Below are 21,781 nucleotides of genomic sequence, written 5' to 3'. Positions count from 1 at the left end.
TTGGTTAATATTTTATCAAAGAATAAAGTCTAACAATCAATTTTACTATACGCTATTTTAGCCAAAAGTTGGTTCGATTAAACCATAGTTACCATCTTTTCTTTTATAAACTACATTAGTTTCTTCAGAATCTGCATTATAAAAAACAAAGAAGTCATGATCCAGCAGATCCATCTGCATGCAGGCTTCTTCCACATTCATAGGCTTCATTGGAAAGCGTTTAGTCCTAACAATTTTTGGTTCAAAAACATCACTTTCTACTTCCTCTGTAATTGTATTCAAACCGTTATTTAAAATTTCTTCTTTCCGTCTTTCTTTATATTCTTTTTTCTGTTCCTGTTTCTTTTCAATATATCTATCATGAATCTTGGTCTTATATTTTCTGACCTGACGTTCTAATTTGTCCATAACACCATCAATAGAAGCATACATATCTCCTGAAGCCTCTTCTCCTCTGAGAATTAAGCCTTTAACAAAGGCGGTAACTTCAACAATATGTCTTTCTCTTTCTACCTCCATGGAGATCTGAACTTCCATCGGTTCTCCATTGAAATACCTCTCTAGCTTCCTTACTTTCTCCTCTGCATGCTCCTTTAAAGCCGGGGTAACATCAATGTTTTTACCATAAGTCATAATTTTCATGAAGCTCACTCCTCTCACAACAATTATTATTTTATTATTTAAACTTACTGGGTTATATATATTATTCTACAAATCAGCAATAATTCCTGCTCAAAATTATAATTATTCCACAAAGGATTAAAAGGAAAGAACCTGCTTAAACAAGCAGGTTCTTTCCTTTTACATTACCTTAACAGGTACAGAAGCAGTTGTCAAAATATATACATTTTCTGCCTGCATAATCTCCAAAATAAAATGAGAAATTTCAGCAGCAGTAGTTCCGGTAGTAATAATATCGTCAATTACTAAAATATTCTGGCCCCTAAAAATATCTGTTTTAATTTCTTCTTTTAGTGCAAAAGCACCTTCTAACTCAAGCTTCCTTGCTTTTTTTGTTAAAGTATAAAGTGGAAGTGAATTTTTAACTCGCTGTAAAATATCTTTATATTCAAGCTTTGTTTTTTGAGAAAGTTGAGCAGCAAGCCTTTCAGCCTGATTATAACCACGATAGTTTTTGCGTTCTCCATGCATTGGGACAGGAATAATGAAATCTATCTCTTTATCGGCTAGATATTCAGCATAATATAAATATAATAAATCAGCAAATGGCTTCGCTAGATCAGGTCGATGGCCATATTTAAACTCCAATAAAATTTCTCTAGCATAACCAGAATAACTAAATACACTCCGGGCCAGTTTAAAAGGAGGCCGCTCTGCTCTACATTCAGGACAAGGCTCTCCGGCAATTAAAGTAGCCGGGATTACCTCACGGCCGCAAATTGGGCAACCTTCTGTAATAAAAGAAAATCTGGTCAAACAGCGATCACATATTCCTTCAATTTCAGAATGATCATATTTTCTACCACAGGCCAGACAAACAGCTTTTTCAGGATAAACTAAATCTTTTAAAATCTCAATTAACCCCAATTTTAGTTAACAACTCCTCTAAGATTATAGTGTTCACGTAAATCATCAATTTTTTTTCTGGCTCTCTGTAAAGCATTGTCAACTGTTTTTACATTAATTTCTAATTCATCTGAAATTTCTTGATATGACTTACTATCAAGATAAAGCATAAAAACATTCCATTCTAAAATAGTTAATTCTTCTGATAGTTCTTCAATAATAGTTGTCAGTGTTTCTTGACAGATAAACTTTTTTTCGAGATCTTCGCCTTCATCAGGCAAAATCTCATTAAAAGTACGACCAGTTTCATTTCCATAATCAAGGCTCTTATCCAGAGAAGCTGATGTATTAAGCGGCATATGTTTCTGCCGATTGGCTTTTTTAATAGCAGAAACAAGTTGTCGATGTACACAGAGTTGAGAAAAGCCACGAAAGGAAGCACCCTTACCTTCTTTAAAGTCACGAATTGCTTTATACAAACCAACCCGGCCTTCCTGAATTACGTCTTCACGGTCAAGTCCTTTAATAAAAAAGAAGCGCGCTTTAGCATATACAATATCCATATTTTGATCAATTAAATACTCAATAGCAAAATTATTACCAGCCTGGGCCATCTCTATGATCTCTTCTTCTTCCTTCTCTTTAAACAAGAAAAACCCCCCCATCCTGGACTCATGGCTTAAAAATTCATGATATCCTGAAAACTAACTCCTAGTTCCAGCAGTGTTGCTCCTAATAAAAGCAAGATTAGCAAAATCAAAATCTGTAAATAGAATTTTTTCATCTGCTGTTTTTCCTTATTTTTTTAATTAGATTAGTTGTAGATCTCCCTTTTACCTGGGTTATTAAAATAATTTTACCACCATAACTATAAACAGTTTCTGCTTCAGGTAAATCCTCTACCCGATAATCTCCACCCTTTACATAAAGTTGAGGTTCAAGTTCAGACAATAATTTTTTGCAATCTGTTTCTGCAAAAAGGAGTAAATAATCTATCATTTCTAAAGCAGACAGCATTTCAACTCTTTCCTGCTCTGGAACCAACGGTCTTGTTTTACCTTTTAATTCTCTAACTGAATTATCATTATTTACAGCTACTATCAATTTATCACCCAGGGCAGCTGCTTTCTTTAAATAGCGAATATGACCTACATGTAAAATATCAAAACAACCATTTGTAAAAACTATTAATTCTCCCTGCTTTTTAGCCAGGTTAACTTCTTTTTTTAAATCAGCTAGTTGTTTAAGTTTAGCTGCCATTATTTTTCACTTCCCTGATTAATTCTGCTGTTGTTACTGCTGCAACACCACTTTTGCGAACTACTATTCCAGCTGCATAATTAGCAATTCTAATCGCTAAATTGGGAGAAGCTCCCGCAGCTAAGGCAAGCAGCAAAGTTCCTACTACAGTATCACCAGCACCTGTTACATCAAATACTTCTGCAAAGTTAGCCGCTGGAATATGATCTATTTTAGACCCGGGCGAAAAAAGTGTCATTCCTGCCCCACCCTGGGTAATTAGCAAATATTTTAAATCTAATTGTTCTCTCATCACTAGTCCAGCCTGCTCAACTTCCGACTGACTTTTTAGTTCCTGACCATAAATTGCTGATGCTTCCTCTAAATTAGGAGTAGCAATCACTGCTCCTTTAAATAGGCCAAGTTGATACCGACTATCTACAGCAGTTATTTTTTGGGCTTTATTAGCAGCAGCAATTAACTTAGCTGCTGTCTGCTGACTAAAAATACCATTCCCATAGTCAGAAAATAACACTGCATCATAGTCAGTTAATTTTTCTGCAAAATAATTGGTGATCTGAGCAGCTAATTCTGGTTTTAGTTTAGAAGTAACTACTTTATCTACTCTGACCACCTGCTGACGTACTATTTGATCTCCCCCGGCCATTATTCTAGTTTTTTCCGCTGTGGGTCGTGAATCATCAATTAATAAGTGCTTTGTATTAATTTTTCTTTTCTCTAATTCGGAACATAAATCTTTTCCCGAACTATCTGCACCAATTACTCCCAGCAAGTCTACTTCAACACCAAAACTAGCAATATTAGCTGCTGCATTTGCTCCTCCACCTGGTAAAACTTTTTCTTGCTGGTGACGTAGAATTAAAACTGGTGCTTCCCGGGAAAGCCTTTCTGGATCAGCAATTATGAAACGATCAGCAATTAAATCACCCAAAACAAGAATTTTTTTAGTTTTAAATTCATTAATATATTTAATCAGTTCTGCGCTGGAAAAATCACTCATAAAGTCCTCCTACAATTTATATTTAATACCAATATTCATTACTTTTTCGTCAAGATCCCAATACTGATTAGAAATACTAAGATCAAGATCACTATGCTGGCCAAGCCGATAAGTAGCCCCTCCTCTATAATAAACATGATCATCTAATCCATCATCAATAAAATAATAAGTTTTTAAATAAAAATTTAGCTGTTTGTTTAAAGTACTAGCTGCAACACCAATTCCTTTGCCAAAATCCTCATTATCAACTTGATCAGTTAGTAACATATTTAAATCAAGTTTAAAATCTGGCTGTGCCATAATATTTAAACCCAGACCTGCGCCTAAATGTAAATCATCACCATCATAAGCTAAATTAAGTAAAGCAGGCTGACCACTATTGAACTCAAATTCTGGTTCTAATTGGAGTGTATCAATATCAAGTGAGTCACCTGAAATAAGATAGTTGACCGATAATAAATCAGCTGCATTAACTCCAGTTACAGCAATTAAAGCAACTATTAATAGAGTTAGTAAGATAATATTTTTTGTCATTTTTGATCCCCTTAGTAAATTTTTTAGTTTATCAATTGGTAAAAATTAAAAACATTTTTTAGCCTTCCTGGTTAACAATAACTCCATTGCCAATTAATCGCTTTTCACTGGGATTATTTACTGTAAATCCTCTAATAACCATACGAGCCGAACCTCCACCATCAAGATTCATTGCCTCAACTGCTCCTAATTTTTGTAATAATTGGGCTACCTCAGCTAATGTCATTCCCACACTAAGCTCATTTTGACGACCATCAATTGTCAGCATTAAAAGATGGTTATCAGCTGTAAGACCAAGAGCAGTCCGCGGTGCTCTTCCTGCCAAAATATCAGATCTAAAACTTTCTTTTTGACCAGTAATTTCTATTTTACCAGCTTTTAAAAGGCGAGGACCACCTCCAACTGCATGCAAAATTTTTAGCTGATCAAAGTCAGGTTGAAATTTGTTATTAATTGAAATCTCTTTATTTCTCAATAAAGTAGTTTCAGGTAGCTCCACTTGTTTTTTGCCAACCCTTAGTACACAACCAGCAGGTGGAATGGGAGTTGCAGTTCCGGGAGATCTTTCTACACCAAGTATTTTGCCATCATTAACTACAATATCATAATAATCAGCTGTTAAAGGAGGCATATGACTGCCATAATAAGCATTAAATAGCACAATTTCATCTGCAGCCGGTGCTCTATTGATACCAGCTAGATTAATATTTTTAGCAAGTTGATCAATAGTAAAACTTCCTGTCCAGCTTACATTAGCAAAAGAAAGCTCACCCTGTTGATTGATTAAAAGTGAAGTTCGATTATATAAGGGTTCACTAACAAGAGTTTTATTTAAATAGATAAGTCCCAGTGGGCGTCCATTATAATGAAAGTAGCCCCCATTAACTCCAGCCAGAGCAGCATTATTCTTAATAATATCAGATAAATCTTCTCGCCCTGGTACAACTCCTTGAGCTAAAACAGGTTTCAGCTTAAGCTGTTTTGCTGTTAAATCATAATCAATAACTGTAATTACCCGGGGACCTGCCCAACTGAACTGTCTAATTTCTTTTAATTGCAAACCATTGGTTATGTTAGCCGTAAATTTAATTTCACTATCAACCAGCTCATTTAACGAGGTAACTTGAGCTCTTTCATAATAATAAGCTAAAATTTCCTGATAATTATAATCTGCCTGGGCCAGTGGAATAAGACCAGCACGCGGTTTTTTTATTGTCTTCAAACTATAGTTTGTATTATAATAAAAGCTTTCATCATTAACAAGTACTAAATTAGCAGTATCTTGTGCTGCTTTTCTAAAAACTGGACTAAGCCGGGAAAAATCAAGCTGAGCTAAATTTTCCAGCTGTGAGCCGGAAGTTTCTAATTGATAAATTAGTGAACTGCGATAAATTATTGCCTGAGCTAATAAAGCCTGCTTTGGGGCTCCAGGATTAAAATAATGCTGCAGCAAATAAGCTGTTATTTCAGTTAAATTACTCTGTAAATTAAAAATAATTCTATCAGCTAAACTGGCAAACTCGAAATCGCCACTATAATTTTTATTTTTTAGTTCAAAATCACCGGTTAGTTCAAAGCTATTTGCTTTAATTATTCGACTGCCATCAGCAGCTGTCAAAAATATAGGCTGTTCAGCTAAACTATCTGCTATGTCAGCTGCAGTCCAATCAATAATGGCCGGTGGCTGCTGCTTATTTAAAATTGGTTCTTTATTTTTATTTTCTATCTTATCTATTTGCGTTAAAGTATATTGACGCACCCAACCTGAAAAACCATGCTGAGCTAAATCCTGCTGTAATTTATCTGCTGCTGGACGATCAGTAAAGTCACCTACAAGTACCTTATATAAATCGGCTTCCTGCTTAACTTTAATAGGATAATTCAGCTGGGCTGCTAACTTACTTTTATAATCAGCAGCAGTATCAGCAGCCGAACTAGCCATTACCTGCACTCCCCAAACTTTTTTTATAGCTTGGGATGCCGCGGAATCATGGCTGGACTTCTGTTCAGCAGAATTATTTTCTGCTGTAATTCGAGTCTCTGGCTCTTGCTGACTTAAGTAATAAATCTTGCCAGCAGGCAAGATAAGTTCTGCACCAGTTGAAGATCTAAGGGTAATTGGTGTTGCTGAATACAGTTCATAAGTAGGTTGAGCAGTAGTAAGTGGAACTAAAATATCCCGATCTGATTGGACAAAATCCTGTAGACCTGAATTAAAATATTCTGCCAGACTGGTCTGAGAAATAGTAGAAAGCAAAAGTATAATTAAAAGTATATAAAACAAAATCGAATTAAATCGGTTTGATTTCTGCAAAATATTCATCTCCATAATGCAAAGTATTTAAGGCTAACTTTCTTACTTACTTATATATATTTCATCTTAAACTGCTAAATCCTGCCTGGATACTAAAATAATTACTAATTTTTTAACCTGCTTTGCTAAACACTAAAATATGATATAATTATCTTATAAATAAAAGTTATTAAAGATTAATAATAAGCTAAGTTATTTTTAAGAAAGGGTTTTATTAAATGAAAATAAATCAACTTAAAATTACAATCATTGATGGTTATCTTGATGAACCATCCTGTCTTGGGGTACCACCCTATCTTTCCCCTCATATTCGATATCTCTGGGGTGCATTATTAACTGCAGGAATTAATCCTGACCAACTTGATTATTTAACTATCGACAGTTTACGTCAGCAAAAAGAAAAATATCTAAATGAATTAGAAGAAAAAGATATTATAATTTTAATTGCTGGTACTACAGTTCCCGGTCATTATTTGGGTGGACAACCAGCTTCTGCAGCTGAAATAAAGGAAATTGGACAAAAGTTATTTTATCCGACTAAAGTTCTGGGCGGCCCAATAACTTTAATTAAAAATATGCGAGACCGTTTTAAAACAAATTATGATATTATAAGTTCGGAAATTACTGCTCTTGATATTTTCCAGCGCCTAACCGAAACAGAAATAAAAACTGATAATCTTCCTGCACATCTAAAAACCTGGGCAGTAAAAGGAGCAGCAGTATTTACTCAGCACCCTGCCTATCCTAATTTAGTCGCAGAAATTGAAACCTTTCGCGGCTGTCCTCGTCCAAGCCACTGTGCATTTTGCAGTGAGCGGTTGAAAAAAATTAATTACTGGCGCAGCCCGGCAGAAATTCATCAAGAAGTAAAAGCAATTGCTGCTGTAGGAATTCATCATTATCGCCTGGGCAGCCAGACAGATATTTTACTTTATGGAGCTGAACGAACTGGCAGCTCTTTCAATTTAAAACCAAATTATCTGCGCCAGCTTTACAGTGGAATTAGGCAGGCTGATCCTGAGCTTCAAGTTCTTCATCTTGATAATATGAATCCAGCTGAAATAGCTAGAAATCCCGTTGAAGCAGCTGAGATAATAGAGATTATAAGTAAATACAACACTCCCGGTGATACAGCAGCTTTTGGACTTGAATCTGCTGATCCGACTGTCCTGCAGAAAAATAATATAGATAGTACTACAGCCGATACTTTTTTTGCGATTAAACTTTTAAATGAAATTGGTGGGCAACGCGAAGATGGGATTCCAAAATTATTACCTGGCTTAAACTTTTTGCACGGTCTAATTGGAGAAAGCAAAAAAACTTTAAACTATAATTATGACTTTTTGCATAAATTATTGAAAGCTAACTTGCTGGTACGGAGAATTAATATCAGACAGGTAGTCCAGTTAGGCAGCTATCCAGAAATAAAATATAGTAAAAATAAGTTTAAAAAATATAAAGAAAAAATAAATCAGGAGATTAATTATGAAATGTTAAAAAGAGTCTTTCCCACAGGAGTAATTTTAAAAAATCTTTATTCAGAAAAAAAGAAAGGTTCCCTTAATTACTGCCGTCAGCTGGGAACCTATCCTATCCTGACTGCTGTAATTGATCAGCAGGCTAACTTCTTTGCTAAAGTAAAAGTTATTGATCACGGTTACCGTTCTTTAACTGCTCTAAATTGGTCAACTAAAAGCAGATGTTTTTCGCAAAAAGAACTGGAAGCTATTCCGGGTATAGGCAGCAAAAGAGCCTCCCGAATCTTAGTGGAAAAGCCTAAATCAAAACAAGAATTTAGAACAATTCTGGGCAGACAATTTCCTGAAAAACTAATTAACGAACTATTTTTAAATAAATAAACACCTTTATTTAAGATTTTTAACTGATAAAAAACTAGCTAATAATTAACTTAATTTTGTCACTAGATCTTTTAAATAAGACTTAAATTCCTGGCCAAGATCTTCATTGGCCAGTGCAAGTTCAACAGTAGTTTTTAAAAAACCCATTTTATTACCAATATCATAACGTTTCCCTTTAAAATCATAGCCATAAACTACTCTTTTAGCCAATAAGGTCTGGAGAGCATCTGTTAGCTGAATTTCTCCTCCTTTACCAGGCGCAGTATTATCTAAAATATTAAATATATCAGGGGTAATTATATAACGTCCCAAAATTGCCAGATTAGAAGGAGCTTCTTCTACTGCTGGCTTTTCAACCATAGCCTCAATTTTATAAACATCGCCTTCACTACGACTATAATCAATAATTCCATATTTACTAACATCTGTTTCTGGAACCTGTTTGCAGCCAATAACTGCTGTTTCTTTTTCTTCATATACTTTCATCATCTGTTTAATAACAGGAGTTTCGGCATGAATAATATCATCGCCAAGCAAAACAGCAAAAGGCTCATTTCCAATAAAACTCCGGGCACAATAAATAGCATGTCCCAAACCCTTTTGTTCTTTTTGTCTGACTGAATGAATGGTAATCATTTCTGAGATATCCTGCACAGTTTTTAACAGCTTATCTTTTCCTTGAGCTGCCAGAACTGACTCTAAAACTGTTGATTTATCAAAATGATCTTCAATACTCTGTTTATCTTTAGAAGTAATTAAAAGTATATCTTCTATTCCTGCTGCAACAGCTTCTTCTACTATGTATTGAATAGATGGTTTGTCTACTATTGGCAGCATTTCTTTTGGGAGTGCTTTAGTAGCCGGTAATAGTCGTGTTCCCCAACCAGCAGCAGGAATTACAGCTTTCTTTATTTTCATTTTATCACTCCTAGCAAGCATAACTAAATTTAATTATGCTTATTTTTATTAAAAAGGACAGCGAAAACTGTCCTCAAATAGTCACTATTAAACTTAAAGATTGTCTGAATTAAATAGCTAAGTTTTATCTATAAATTGTAAAATATTTAACCTAAATAAACAATTAAACTATCATAATTAAAAACTATTAATTAGTTTTTCTACTTGTTCCATAAATTCAGCCTTAAACTGAGCTAATTTTTCTTCAGCCTGCTCTTCATCTTCTTCGCAAACAGCAAAGTAGAGTTTTAGCTTAGGTTCTGTACCAGAAGGTCGGATTGTCAATTTGGCCTGATCAGCTAAGAGAAACTGCAGTACATTAGACTTTGGTAATTTAATTTCTTTTTCTGTATCTGCTGTTAGATCAAATTCTTTACTCTGCTGATAATCTTTAACATTAACTACTTTCCTACCAGCAATTTTAGTTGGTAACTCTTCTCTCAGCTTATTGATAGTTTTACTTATTTTTTCTTGACCTTCTTTACCTTCTAAACGTAGAGATTCTAGATCTTCAAGATAATAACCATATTCTGCTCTTAATTCCGCTAATCTATCTAGCACTGTTTTATTTTGCAGCTGGTAACTCAAAGCCATAATTGCAAATAGAGCAGCAGCTACTACTGCATCTTTATCTCTAGCATATTCACCGATTAAATAACCCAGACTTTCTTCAAAGCCCAGCAGAAATTTTTTGTTGTCTTCTTTTTCAAATTCAGTAATTTTTTCTCCTATATACTTAAACCCAGTTAATACATCAACTATTTCTATATTATAAGCAGCAGCAATCTGAGCTGCCATCTCAGTAGAAACTATTGTCTTAACAATTACTCCTGTAGCTGCCAAACTATTATTTTTTTGACCAGTATTTAAAAGGTAATCTGTAAAGAGAACACCAGTTTCATTGCCATTTAAAGCCTGATATTCACCAGAAGCTGTTTTGACTACTGCTGCCATACGGTCAGCATCAGGATCAGTTGCCAAAATAAGATCAGCTTGTTCCTGTTCAGCTAATTCTAGAGCTAATTTAAAAGCAGATCTATCTTCAGGATTAGGACTTTCTACAGTAGAAAATTCTGGGTCCCCATCTGCCTGAGCTTTAACTAACTTAAAATTTGTAAATCCTATTTTCTTTAATAACTGCGGCACAGCTGTGCTACCTGTCCCATGCAATGGTGTATAGACAACTTTTAACTTTTTACCCTGCTCAGCAGCTAAATCAAGCTGTGGTAATACATCAATTAAGGCCTGCTGATAAGCAGCATCAACTTCCTGATCAAGATATTTTAATAATCGATCTGCTTGGGCAGCTTCTTTACTAATAGTTTTTACTATAGCAAAATCATCAATTTCTTCAATTTCAGCTATAATATCTCTTGCCTGAGCAGGCACAACCTGTCCTCCATCCTGCCAATAAACCTTATAACCATTATATTCAGGTGGGTTATGACTGGCAGTAATTACAATTCCACCTACTGCATTTAAATGTCGAACAGCAAAAGAAAGTTCGGGAGTAGGCCGCATTTCAGAAAAAAGAAAAGTTTTAATACCATTTGCAGCCAGTACTAAAGCAGCCTCCAGAGCAAATTCGGCTGAATTATGCCGCGAATCATAAGCAATTACAACCCCTCGCTGCCGACCATTATCACTATAATTTATAATATAATTTGCTAATCCTTGTGTTGCTTTACGAACAGTATATTTATTTATTCTATTGGTTCCAGCCCCCATTTTACCGCGCATTCCACCAGTACCAAAATCCAGATTTTTATAAAAACGATCTTCGATTTCTGCTTCATTTTCCTTGATGGCTTCTAGCTCTGCTTTAGTTGATTCGTCAAAATAATCACTTAAAAGCCAGTCGCGATATCTGGACATATAACTCAAAATTGATCAACTCCTTTGTTGATAAACGATCTCAAATAATTATGCTACTCATTGGAAATATTATATCACAAAAAAAATTCATTATAAAGTTTTTGCAAAAATAGCAATTATCGCTCAGCAGCCTCTTCATTTAAATGATAGTATTAAATCTTATACTTAAAACTCACCGCTATCTTACGACCATCTTTATTACTTATTTTAGAATTACTATCATTGCGCTGCCAGTCATATTGAAGTTTTGTATCTACTTCAAAATCAGCACTAAGCTCCCAATCCCATTTGAGAGCAATTCGATTTCGCTGATAATCATGTGCATGATTATGCTGATAATTTGTCCACTGTTTTTGCAAAATCAACTGATAAGAATGGACCTGATTATAATCAAATTGCAAAGTGTACTGCAAACGGGCCAATCGGTAGTCCTTGTTTTCATAACCAGATTCTATATAATCTTTATCTCGTAAAAGCAATTTAAATCTATTTCGAAGTCTTTCAGTTAAGTAAAAAGTATAATTACCTTCTGTTTCTAAATTAAGATTATTATAGCCAATACTATTTTCATAAATTCTCTGCTGACGCTGTATTTTTAGGTAATAATATTCTCCTACTGCTAATTTCTGCTTATATTTTAACCACTGTTTATCATAACGATAGTAATCAAGCGGATCATCTTCATCTAGATCACCTGGATCTGTATAAAGCTTATCCCCACTTTCAAAACTGCCACTAATCTCCGGCCGATAATTTTTTGCCAATACTTTGCCTGGCCTAATTAATGCCAAAAATAAGAACAAAGAAACTAAAAAGAAAAAAATTACATTAAAGAAGAAAATTTTCTTTTCCACTAAAATCACCCTTTTCTTTTTAGTTTCACGTTAGCAGCTTTAAACTCCTGCTAGTTTTTAAAATTTATTATATTTCTATACCAAAACTAAAAGCATTATCAACTAAATCATAACCAATATAAAGGCTGTAACAATCTTCATTTTGACGAACTCTAAGATTTATTTCATCCCAATCCTCCAGATCAATATCATACTTAGCATCAGTTTCCAGAGAAATTGAAGAATTTGGCAGTGGCCGCTTAATATTAAGACTTAAAGCCGGTTTCCAGTAATGGTCTTCATCTTCCCGATCATCAGCCAGGGGACTAATTCCCCAGGCATGATTACGCTGATAAAACAAAGCGGAATTTAAAGTTAACTTTTCATTTAATTTTTTTCTATATCGTAATCCAGTATTGATTTGAGTATAATAGTAATTACTATTGTAACCACTCATATAATCATCCAGCCGATAATTATAATTCAAATGATAAGAAAATCCAGCCGGAAGCGGTAAATGATAACGATAATTGAGGTTAAGCCTATTTTTATTTAATTCAACTCCATAATTTTCAACTCGACCACTGGCTAACGTTGTTCGCAGTCCATACCAGGCTGGCAAAGAAACTGTTAAATAACTGTAATAATTATAATCATAACCATCACGATAACGTAAATTCCAGCGAATTGGATATTTATTAAAACTTAACGAATAACTCTCTTTCATTTTTTGTTGTTCATGGAATTCCTGGCGAAAAGACATTGCTAGACCATTTTTTAGACTATAACCACCAGCAATAAACTGACGTGATTTTTTTTCCTCTTCCATTAAATCCCGGCCAAAACCAGCTTCTAATCTAAGTCGGTTTTTGCGATATACTAATGAAGTGTAATATTCCTCATCTTCATCATCTAGTTCTTCATCATCAATATCATAATTATAAAGATAATAATATCTGTTTTTTAAAGTTAAAGTCTCAGTTAAACGCTGATAATTAGTAAAAGTTCTTGTTTCATAACGTTCTTCATCTGTACCTTCTGTTATGTAATGAAGATTACCATAATTGCTATCTGTTAGACGATAGGGATAATTAAAGTCAACTGTTACACCTCGATCATTATTATAACCGATTTTAGGAATTGGCGAACTATCTTTAAAGGGATGTTCTTCATCACTGGGGTCATAAGTAACCGAATAATATGGTAGATAAAAAATAGGTATTTTTTTAATATGAGGAACTATATGATAAATATCGAGAGTATTATCAGCATTAATTTTTACTTGTTTAGACCAGTAATAATAATGCGGACTTTTACGGGAACAGGGAGTAAAGGTAGCTGACTCAATCTCACCTGTAAGGGGAGAAACTGAAAGAATATTTAATTTTTCACCTGTAAGATGCAGCTCACCTACAGTACCTTTTACTCCATAGAGCTCTCCCTGTTCAGTTTCATAATTATAAATGAGTTTTTCACCATAAAGATCGTTTTTATCTGAACTAATTATAACGTTAGCTTCAGCTGTCACAATCTTATTTGCTGTATCAACCTTCATTTTATCAGCAAATACAGTAATATTTGTAGTTTTAAAGGAGGGATCACCCTGAAAAAAAACTAAATTTTGTTCCTGTTTAAAAATAATCTGCTCTGCCTCTAAAATATAATTATCTGTTGTAACTTCTTCGGCCTGTAGAGGCTGAACTATTAATAAAAAAATTAATAACAAAAAATTTATCCATTTATAATTTAAGCTGACTGCTTTTTTTTCCACACTAACTCTCCTAAATTAATTTTTAAAAAAACCTGCCATCAGGCAGCTTAATTTTGCCGGGCAGGTCTTTAAATTCATTGAGTAAATTTAATCACTAAATTATTTAACTTCTACACCATATAATTCCTTGTTTTCAGTTACCTGAATATAAAAAGTAGAACCAGCTGGTATTTCTTCATCTTTTCCTTCTACAAAATAACCAGCTACTACTCCTGGCAGACCAAGTAGAGCAGTCCCCAGAACACTTGCTCCAATTGCTAATTTTTGAGATTCATTTTCCTGCTGGGCTTCTTTCTGAATTGCAACAGTTAGCTTAGTTCCATCGATAGCCTCCAGACTGGGAAAACCTATTTTTATATCACCATCTTTTCCCATTTTACCAGCTTCTTCAATTTTAGTTATCTCAAGTTCACCTTTGGTACCCCGGGGAATAATTAAAGTATCTTGAACTTTGATATCTTCCATAACCTGATAAGGTACTTTTTCGCCTTTACGAGCTGTGCCAGAATTTATTTTTGCTAATAATTTAATTCTAATTAATTGATCATTCATACTTTCAACTTTTTTAACTGGTAGATCCTGGCCTTTAATTGTTAGTTCATATAAATTCTTAATTCTAGTTTTAAGAGGTCCATCTGCTCGCTGACCACTAACTTGTTCTTCTAGATTATTTAGCCGATCAATTAAGTTACCAGTTCCAAGTTCACCAGTAATTGACCACTCAACTGTATTTAAAAGAAATAATAAAGAAGTAGATTTTTCATCAGTAATTAAAAGATCTGAAATTATTTTATTTGAGCGCTGGACAATAGAACCTGACTGTGTAGAATTATAAACTGTTTTTTCAATAACAGCAACTCGCTCCAGAATAGGTTTTTCTGAAACAGATCCATAGAGTAATTCTTCAACTCTTCCTAACTTACTCAATGGTATTATACCAGCTGCCTGAACGTGAGTAAGCTGCATAAAAGGGGTAAAAATTAAGGCTGTTAATAAAAGTGTACTAATTAATTTTTTTAATGTTTGTGACAAATTAACTCCACCATCCTTTTAGAAATTTATTTCAAAAGAAGCTTTAATTTTTTTCTCGGGCTCTTCTGACTGATCTTTACTTTGAATTAATTCGTAACCAAGTGAAACCCCATATTGATCATTAAGATTAACTCCCAAGCCTAAATCCCAGGCAGTTTTTTCTTCTGCTAAAACAGATTCTACTGCTTTCGGATCGAGTAATTTATAAGAAGCACTAAAAGTAGCTAGATTATTAAAAGCAAAATCAACCCCGGCGATTCTCTGAGTCACATCATCTCCCAGGTCAACCTGATATCTAGCTCTAATTGAAGATCCGCCTGGATCATCATATTGAAGACCAAATACAGTTGAATTACCGTAAACATCAAGATTTTCATTATAATAACTACCAAACTCATTATTCTCAATAAAATCTGCCGAAACAGTAACTCGATCGGTACTTTTATAAGCCAGACCAACACTTTTACTGCTTTCAAGATCATCAAAATAAGTTTTATCACCAGCTGAAGCCAGGCTGCCAGCTGAATTATTACGTTGTACATCCCAACCTTCCTCATTAATAACTGAATAACCAGCTCTAATTAAGGTACGCGGGTTTAAAGAATATTCAAGTTTTAAATCTGCCTCACTCTGCAGCTTATTATCAATAACTGATTTAGAATAATCTGCATTAAAATTTAAGTCAGTCAATAAATTTAAATTTTGTTTATCTTTAATTTGATTTTCAATAATAGTAAAATCTTTACTGCCGATTTCTACCTCAGTATTTTGTTCAGCAAAAACATCTTCATTATCATATTGGGAAGCAATACCTAATAACTGCTGCCGGGCTGCTTCAGAAAAAACTTTACTTTGAGACAGGTCAAGTTCAGCTGTGGTTTGATCGGTAAGTTTTTCTGCTGCCTGTTCCTGCTCAGCAGCAAAAACATTGATTCCACCTGTTAAAAGTAAAATTAAAGTTAAAAGTAACACAATAAATTTCTGCAACTGCCTGCCTCCTTTCTTGATTCTATCTAGTCAAATTTATTATATCAGAAAATAGACTAATTATCCAGATCAGCAGACAGATTAAGCTAAGAAAATCTAATATTTTTTTATAATTCTACAGAATATTTTCACATTAATTTGAGCAGCTATTTACAGACCATTTAAATCAGATTGGTGGTATTATTTAGACTTACGAGAGCTTCTCTGGTATAATTAGCTTAGCAAAATAATATAACTTAAAGAGGTGATTAAGTGTCAATTGACATTAGTCTTTTAACAGCTTTTTCAGCTGGTATTTTGTCATTCTTTTCTCCCTGTATCTTACCTTTAATTCCAACTTATCTGGCCTATTTGGTTGCTGATTACAGCACAAAAGAAAAACAAAGTGCTAAACTCACCTTATTAATTAGTGCAGCCAGTTTTATTACTGGCTTTACAATTATTTTTGTTCTGCTTGGCTTATCTGCTACTTTATTGGGTAAATTTTTACTGCGCAACCAGCTTTTACTAACCCGCCTGGGTGGTCTAATAATTATTGTTTTTGGCCTTCATTTAACTGGTCTAATCACAGTTAGCTCTTTTTATCAGGAAAAAAAACTTAATCTTCCTGACTCCTTAACTGGTAATTTGAAAGCTTTTCTGTTGGGCATAATTCTAGCCCTGGGCTGGACTCCCTGTATAGGCCCAATTTTTAGTTCAATCTTAATTATAGCTGGCACCAAAAGCAGTCTCAGCAGTGGTGCTATCTTGCTGCTCTTTTATGCTCTTGGGCTGGCTATACCCTTTTTAATAACTGCTATATTTATGGAACAACTGCTGCCACGATTAAAAAAATTTAACCAGTATCTACCCCTAATTAAAAAATTAACCGGTATTTTGTTAATTATTTTTGGTCTATTGATGATCACTGGTTATCTGGAAATATTAAACAGACTTTTACTTTAAACTTAAATTATTAAGCAAAAATAAAAGCGGCTGTACAGCCGCTTTTTATCTAAAAGTTATAGCTTACAGCTAAGTTATAAATCAAGCCTTTACTGTAAACATTACCTTCATCTTCATCATCAAGTTCCATATAGAGATAATCTAAGCCAGCATTAAAATCCCAGTTAGTAGAAATTTCTTTTTGATAATTAACTCCAAATCTGTAGCTAACTGCATCCAGATCATAATCTTCATCAGCAGCTAAACCAACTGCTGTAAAAGCAGGACCAGTTAATTTTTTACTTTTAGTTCCTTTATAAAAACCTACTCCACCACCCAATGACCAGTTGTCATTTAAGCTATAATCAGTTAAAAAGGCAATCCCATGCAGATCAACTTTAATTTCACCTTCATTATCTACATAAGATGCACCATTAAAAGATTCAAATTCTGTCTCTACAGCTCCAAAAATATACTCGTATTCAATTCTGGCAGACCATTTATCAGATAATGCCTTTTCTGCTCCTAAAGAAAGCATGGGAACTTTCTCAATATTATCCATTTCATCTACATTTGTAGTTGGGATTAGGCCATTAAAATTACCATCAACTAAACTATTTAGATCATCAATAGTAGAATTCCACTTATCTAAAGTTACATTAATAATTGAAAAACCACCTGTCACTTCCCAATCAGAAGCAGCAGCACTTGCGGTTGCTGCCAGAATAACCCCAACCATCACCAACAAAACTAATATTTTTTTCTTCAACTTTAAAAATTCCTCCTTTTATTATTTTACATATTTTTCCTTATGACATAAAAAACCCGAGGGATAAATCCCCCGGGTTGTTTTAGCTTCGTTATTCAGCTAATATTTAACTGTTTTTAGAAGCTAACTGATAACTGAGTTGTAATAAAGTTACCATTGATATCAGCATTGTCACCATTAGCAACATAGCTATCAACACTATCATCAGCTGAATGATTAGTCAATTGATCAACATCACCAGTGATGTATTGTACATCTGTAATCCAGCTAATGTTATCAGCTAATTGATGATCAATTCCTGCTTGGAGATAAGTGAAGTTCATATCTTTATCCCAAACATCTGAATTATCATAGAGATCAGCATTTTTGTTAACAATCTTAGCTCTTAAGTCAGTTTTTGCTGTCCAGTCATAAACTGTACCTAACTCAATTACTGTAGTATTGTCATCAGTTTCATCTGTATAATAGTCATTTTCAACATATTCTAAACCAACATGGTTAGTAAATTTACCATAGGTATTGTTCCAACCAATACTATAAATATATTTGTCTTCATCAGTATCACTGCTGTAACCTAAATCATCTACAAAATCTTGACTAAATGCAGTATCAGCATCATAGCTAACCATAGCTACATCAAAGTCAAGACTATTATTAGTATTAACTACATAAGTAGTTCCTAAAGTATATTTATCAAAATCATAATCTTCTTCCATATCTGCTTGAACATCAGCAAAATGGTCTACACCACCATTAAACTCATCACCAACAGTCTGGAAACTACCTCTGAAGCTCAGAGTATCAGTATAAATGTAGTTAGCAGCTATTTTAAACATACTGTCATCTGTATCAGCTTCATCTAGCTCATTATAAACTGCTTCTCCACTTAAAGTTAAAGAATCAGTTAAGTCTGTACTAACTGCAACTGCAATATCAGTAACCTTTTCGTCAGCAGAGTCTAAATCAGCCTGATAGACTTTACCAGTTACTACAGTATTATTCATGAATTCTTTACTAACTGCAACACCATAGTATAAGTCATCACTAGTAGCAAACTCATCTAAGTTACCATCATCATAACCAACAGCAAAAGCTTTAACACCAAATCCGTAAACAGGACCAGTGAATTCAATACCTTCAGCATCTTCTACATCATAGAAATAAGCGCTATCATCTACATCATAGTCACCCATATCACCAATTTTTACAGTCCAGTTATCTTGAGTAATAGTTAAAAGTGCTGTATCCATATCGATACCGTTTTCATCACCCTGTTCACCTAAAACCTTAGTGTAATCATCATAGTTATAACCTTCATAGTCAGTAAAACCATTAGTAATAGTATCTACTGCTAAGTCAAAATTGATTCCTTTTAAACTTCCGTTTAACAGTAAATCAATTTCTTGATAAAATGCTTGTTCAGCAGGGAAATCATCATAATCTCCACCACCATTGTTTGATAAGTCAGCATCTAAAACATCGCCATCAGCTAATGCTTCAGCAGTTGCAGCTTGCTCATCATCATCACCATAGCTACCAACTTGAGCATAAGTTGTAACTACACCAGAGAATTCGATATTATCTTCTGGTACGTCTAAAGCAGCTATAGTAGCTTTGATTTCGTCAACATCTTTACCTAAAGTATCAACTTTAGCACCTAATACTTTAAGTTCAGCTTTTAATTCAAAAGTTAAAGCATCTACGATGTCAGCAACTTTTTTAGCTTGTGCATCTGTAAATTCTTCACTTGTGTTTTTTTCCATTAAGGCTTTAACAATAGCTGTTACGTCTTCTGCCTGACCAGTTGTTAAACCAGCAGCCATTTCTTTTTGTTCGTCTGCAATGTTGTCTAAAGCACGGCTAACCATTACAGCCATTTCGTAACGAGTCATTGATTGTTGGCCTTTAAATTCACCATCTGGATATCCTTCAACGATACCAGCAGCAACAAGTTTGTTAATAGCACTATATGCCCAGTGATCAGAAGGTACATCTGAGAAAGAAGCACCAAATACTGGCATAGCAAATGCTACAACGAGTAATAAAGCAATTGTAATTGTAAGTTTCTTCATTAATAAAATCCCCCTTGATTGTTTGTGTTTACTATCTATAAGTCCTAAGCGACCTATCTAAACACAGAGGACATCCGAGCGAGTTTCCTTGTTTCCTCTTCAGCTATCCTTTGCTTCTGATAAGCATTAGAACTCTTATAACTCTCCCACTACGCAGCGTTCGGGGGGCACCTCCTTCCAGCTACATTTTAGCGTCGAGTTGATAAGCGTTATTTAAAACATTAATTAAGCAAAAAAAAGCTTACAATTTGCTTGAAGTATTCAATTTTCAAAATCCAATTTTTTAATTCAATTTTAATTTTTGTATCCTCATTCACTATTGTACTTGTCAGCTGGCTCTTTGTCAAGCTTTTTTAGATATTTTTCTGCAATAATTAAAGCTGCATAATCATCAAGTGGTTTTTTTACCTTCCAGCTGATAAATTTCCGGAGTAATTTTTCGTAATTTGACATTGGCTTTTCAGCTAAATATCGAGCCTGAGCAGCTTCTGTAGTATAGCTTTCTTCTACCAGCTCTATTTCCTGTTCAGGCAGTTCATTATTTAACATTGCAAGTAACTCGAGAGCGGTAGTTCCATTACCAATTATTATTTTTACAATTTGATAATGCTTAGCTAATTCAGCTAAGTAAGCAGTTAATTCTGATTGGCTGAGAATTGTCTTTTCCTGCAGTTGAGCATTGAAATCCACAACTGCTGCTCCTATTTTATGACTGCCAGGATCAAATGCTAATAAAACCTGATCCATTTTTGCTCATCTCCTTATATTAGCCGGCTAAAAATTATTCTAATTTAAAGTTAATATTATCAGTTAAGCGATCTTCCCGCCAGATAGCAGTTTTAGCATAAACTTTAACAGTAACTTTTTTTTCTGCTGCTTTAACTTGATTGAGAATATCATAAAACTCACTAAAGTTAATACTACCTACCTGACCTGAGTTATCAGGTAATAATCCCTGATTAATAGCTTTTTCATTTATTTCCTGTAGCAGAGATCGCAGGCTATTTTCGATTTCAGAACTGCTCTGACCTGCCACTATCTGCTTACTGCCAATTAGAGAATCTTTTTCAAAAACTATAAAATCTTCGTGCAGCTGAAAATTGGCATAAAGCCAGTCATTTTTGGGCACATTGACTCTGGCCACTAAAGAAACTATTACCCGACTACCTGGATCCATATTATAAATAATGCGAGCCGCATTCAAAATATCTTCTGTCTGCAGACGCAAAGCCATCCCGGTCTCCTGATTAACTTCAATTTCATTCTGCTTGGCAACTTCATTTGCTGCCTGCAGATATTTATTTAAAGCAGAAATAGTTGACTGTTCACTACGCCCTCCTGTTAGAACATCAGTATAAACAATATCACCTTTCTGATAAACCATATCTTCACCCATATAATAAATAACACCTGCCTGCAGCTGATTAGCAACTTCTCGCAGCCTGTCATAGTCAGATTCCAGATTAGCAATCTGCTCGTTTAAATCAGCTGTCTGACTCTTAAGATCTGTAATTTGTTTTTCTAAATCATCTCTCTGGCTGTTAAGTTCAGTAATTCTAGCCTGAAGTTCTTTACGATTTGCAGAAAGATTCTTTAATTCTGCTTCAACTGCAGCTATTTCCTGGTCTCTTTTTGCTATCTCTTTTTCCCGGGCAGCCAATTCATTTTCTTTTTCTTCAATAACCTGTTCTTTACTATCAATTTCATTTTGCAATTTAGTAAGCTGATCATCTTTAGCAGCCAGTTCTTTATTCCTGGCAGTAAGTTCTTGATCACGCTCTGCTAACTGCTGGTTTAAACTTTCCAGTCGAGAAAGAACATCATTAATATTGAAAAGAGCATGCCTGAGTTCAGAATAAATCCCTAATAAAATAGTGATCGAAATAACAGCAATTAAAATACCAGTTATAATTGTAATAATAATAGAAGAATAGCGGGGCCGAAGACCAAATAAAGAAACACGCTTTTTTCCCATTTTAAGTCCAATTCGATCACCAATAAAAGCGATTAAGCCACTCAAAAAAACTACCATTGCTATGATTACAAAAGCATTAATGGCCTTCACCT

Annotated in this window: 19 protein-coding genes; 2 read left to right on the top strand and 17 right to left on the bottom strand. The window is 34.3% G+C overall.

What is annotated here, in order from left to right:
* Window positions 1-57 precede the first annotated feature (57 nt).
* From hpf to BMZ74_RS02105, 7 genes are all read right to left on the bottom strand, one after another.
* Entirely contained in the window at window positions 58-642 is a 585-nt protein-coding gene (hpf, locus tag BMZ74_RS02135; protein ID WP_089858927.1) for a ribosome hibernation-promoting factor, HPF/YfiA family, read from the bottom strand.
* 159 nt (window positions 643-801) lie between these two features.
* Entirely contained in the window at window positions 802-1,548 is a 747-nt protein-coding gene (locus BMZ74_RS02130; protein ID WP_089858925.1) for a ComFC family protein, read from the bottom strand.
* Window positions 1,549-1,550: 2 nt separating this feature from the next.
* A complete protein-coding gene (sigH, locus tag BMZ74_RS02125) occupies window positions 1,551-2,177 on the bottom strand; it encodes an RNA polymerase sporulation sigma factor SigH (protein WP_089858920.1) in 627 nt (208 codons plus the stop codon).
* Between the two features lie 130 nt (window positions 2,178-2,307).
* On the bottom strand, window positions 2,308-2,787 hold the full coding sequence (gene rfaE2 / locus BMZ74_RS02120; protein ID WP_089858917.1) for a D-glycero-beta-D-manno-heptose 1-phosphate adenylyltransferase: 480 nt from the start codon (window positions 2,785-2,787) through the stop codon (window positions 2,308-2,310).
* Entirely contained in the window at window positions 2,777-3,787 is a 1,011-nt protein-coding gene (locus BMZ74_RS02115; RefSeq protein ID WP_089858914.1) for a bifunctional heptose 7-phosphate kinase/heptose 1-phosphate adenyltransferase, read from the bottom strand. Before BMZ74_RS02115 ends, rfaE2 begins: the two co-directional genes overlap by 11 nt.
* Before the next feature lie 9 nt (window positions 3,788-3,796).
* Window positions 3,797-4,321, bottom strand: a complete 525-nt coding sequence (locus BMZ74_RS02110) for a hypothetical protein (protein WP_089858911.1) — start codon at window positions 4,319-4,321, stop codon at window positions 3,797-3,799.
* Window positions 4,322-4,379: 58 nt separating this feature from the next.
* The gene (locus BMZ74_RS02105) at window positions 4,380-6,635 is read right to left on the bottom strand and encodes a phosphodiester glycosidase family protein (protein ID WP_177181337.1); all 2,256 of its coding nucleotides are present in this window, start codon (window positions 6,633-6,635) and stop codon (window positions 4,380-4,382) included.
* Window positions 6,636-6,853: 218 nt separating this feature from the next.
* Here BMZ74_RS02105 and BMZ74_RS02100 point away from each other — a divergent pair, with 218 nt between their 5' ends.
* A complete protein-coding gene (locus BMZ74_RS02100) occupies window positions 6,854-8,494 on the top strand; it encodes a radical SAM protein (RefSeq protein ID WP_089858904.1) in 1,641 nt (546 codons plus the stop codon).
* A 45-nt stretch (window positions 8,495-8,539) separates the two neighbouring features.
* Here the strand turns inward: BMZ74_RS02100 and galU are convergent, their stop codons facing one another.
* The 6 genes from galU to BMZ74_RS02070 all read right to left on the bottom strand — a co-directional run bounded on the left by galU (window position 8,540) and on the right by BMZ74_RS02070 (window position 15,949).
* On the bottom strand, window positions 8,540-9,412 hold the full coding sequence (gene galU / locus BMZ74_RS02095) for a UTP--glucose-1-phosphate uridylyltransferase GalU (RefSeq protein WP_089858901.1): 873 nt from the start codon (window positions 9,410-9,412) through the stop codon (window positions 8,540-8,542).
* Window positions 9,413-9,589: 177 nt separating this feature from the next.
* Window positions 9,590-11,335 (bottom strand): phospho-sugar mutase, encoded by a 1,746-nt coding sequence (locus tag BMZ74_RS02090; RefSeq protein ID WP_089858898.1) that lies wholly within the window; start codon window positions 11,333-11,335, stop codon window positions 9,590-9,592.
* A gap of 143 nt (window positions 11,336-11,478) precedes the next feature.
* The gene (locus BMZ74_RS02085; RefSeq protein ID WP_245750788.1) at window positions 11,479-12,180 is read right to left on the bottom strand and encodes a hypothetical protein; all 702 of its coding nucleotides are present in this window, start codon (window positions 12,178-12,180) and stop codon (window positions 11,479-11,481) included.
* Between the two features lie 67 nt (window positions 12,181-12,247).
* On the bottom strand, window positions 12,248-13,930 hold the full coding sequence (locus tag BMZ74_RS02080) for an LPS-assembly protein LptD (protein WP_089858895.1): 1,683 nt from the start codon (window positions 13,928-13,930) through the stop codon (window positions 12,248-12,250).
* A 99-nt stretch (window positions 13,931-14,029) separates the two neighbouring features.
* A complete protein-coding gene (locus BMZ74_RS02075; protein WP_089858891.1) occupies window positions 14,030-14,962 on the bottom strand; it encodes a hypothetical protein in 933 nt (310 codons plus the stop codon).
* Between the two features lie 18 nt (window positions 14,963-14,980).
* Window positions 14,981-15,949: a hypothetical protein gene (locus tag BMZ74_RS02070; RefSeq protein ID WP_089858889.1), complete on the bottom strand. Its 969-nt coding sequence runs from the start codon at window positions 15,947-15,949 to the stop codon at window positions 14,981-14,983.
* 252 nt (window positions 15,950-16,201) lie between these two features.
* On the opposite strand from BMZ74_RS02070, the gene BMZ74_RS02065 reads away from it, so the two are divergent.
* Window positions 16,202-16,894, top strand: coding sequence for a cytochrome c biogenesis CcdA family protein (locus BMZ74_RS02065; RefSeq protein ID WP_089858885.1), 693 nt, complete (start codon window positions 16,202-16,204; stop codon window positions 16,892-16,894).
* A gap of 49 nt (window positions 16,895-16,943) precedes the next feature.
* Here BMZ74_RS02065 and BMZ74_RS02060 read toward each other — a convergent pair whose 3' ends face one another.
* The 4 genes from BMZ74_RS02060 to BMZ74_RS02045 all read right to left on the bottom strand — a co-directional run bounded on the left by BMZ74_RS02060 (window position 16,944) and on the right by BMZ74_RS02045 (window position 21,779).
* The gene (locus BMZ74_RS02060; protein WP_089858882.1) at window positions 16,944-17,642 is read right to left on the bottom strand and encodes a porin family protein; all 699 of its coding nucleotides are present in this window, start codon (window positions 17,640-17,642) and stop codon (window positions 16,944-16,946) included.
* Window positions 17,643-17,758: 116 nt separating this feature from the next.
* The gene (locus BMZ74_RS02055) at window positions 17,759-19,714 is read right to left on the bottom strand and encodes an S-layer homology domain-containing protein (RefSeq protein WP_089858879.1); all 1,956 of its coding nucleotides are present in this window, start codon (window positions 19,712-19,714) and stop codon (window positions 17,759-17,761) included.
* Between the two features lie 309 nt (window positions 19,715-20,023).
* Window positions 20,024-20,461 carry a Holliday junction resolvase RuvX gene (gene ruvX, locus BMZ74_RS02050; protein WP_089858876.1) on the bottom strand — a complete coding sequence of 146 codons (438 nt, stop codon included), beginning with the start codon at window positions 20,459-20,461 and terminating at the stop codon, window positions 20,024-20,026.
* A gap of 34 nt (window positions 20,462-20,495) precedes the next feature.
* Window positions 20,496-21,779 (bottom strand): DUF3084 domain-containing protein, encoded by a 1,284-nt coding sequence (locus tag BMZ74_RS02045; protein WP_089858873.1) that lies wholly within the window; start codon window positions 21,777-21,779, stop codon window positions 20,496-20,498.
* Window positions 21,780-21,781 lie beyond the last annotated feature (2 nt).

The sequence above is a fragment of the Halanaerobium salsuginis genome, assembly GCF_900114545.1.
Taxonomy (GTDB): domain Bacteria; phylum Bacillota; class Halanaerobiia; order Halanaerobiales; family Halanaerobiaceae; genus Halanaerobium; species Halanaerobium salsuginis.
This window is presented reverse-complemented; position numbering and strand designations above follow the sequence as displayed.

What these genes read in the sequence shown, in the direction of transcription:
- BMZ74_RS02100 (WP_089858904.1), top strand. Translation starts at nt 6,854, where the DNA reads ATGAAAATAAATCAACTTAAAATTACAATCATTGATGGTTATCTTGAT.
- BMZ74_RS02110 (WP_089858911.1), bottom strand. Translation starts at nt 4,321, where the DNA reads ATGACAAAAAATATTATCTTACTAACTCTATTAATAGTTGCTTTAATT.
- rfaE2 (WP_089858917.1), bottom strand. Translation starts at nt 2,787, where the DNA reads ATGGCAGCTAAACTTAAACAACTAGCTGATTTAAAAAAAGAAGTTAAC.
- hpf (WP_089858927.1), bottom strand. Translation starts at nt 642, where the DNA reads ATGAAAATTATGACTTATGGTAAAAACATTGATGTTACCCCGGCTTTA.
- ruvX (WP_089858876.1), bottom strand. Translation starts at nt 20,461, where the DNA reads ATGGATCAGGTTTTATTAGCATTTGATCCTGGCAGTCATAAAATAGGA.
- galU (WP_089858901.1), bottom strand. Translation starts at nt 9,412, where the DNA reads ATGAAAATAAAGAAAGCTGTAATTCCTGCTGCTGGTTGGGGAACACGA.
- BMZ74_RS02115 (WP_089858914.1), bottom strand. Translation starts at nt 3,787, where the DNA reads ATGAGTGATTTTTCCAGCGCAGAACTGATTAAATATATTAATGAATTT.
- BMZ74_RS02055 (WP_089858879.1), bottom strand. Translation starts at nt 19,714, where the DNA reads ATGAAGAAACTTACAATTACAATTGCTTTATTACTCGTTGTAGCATTT.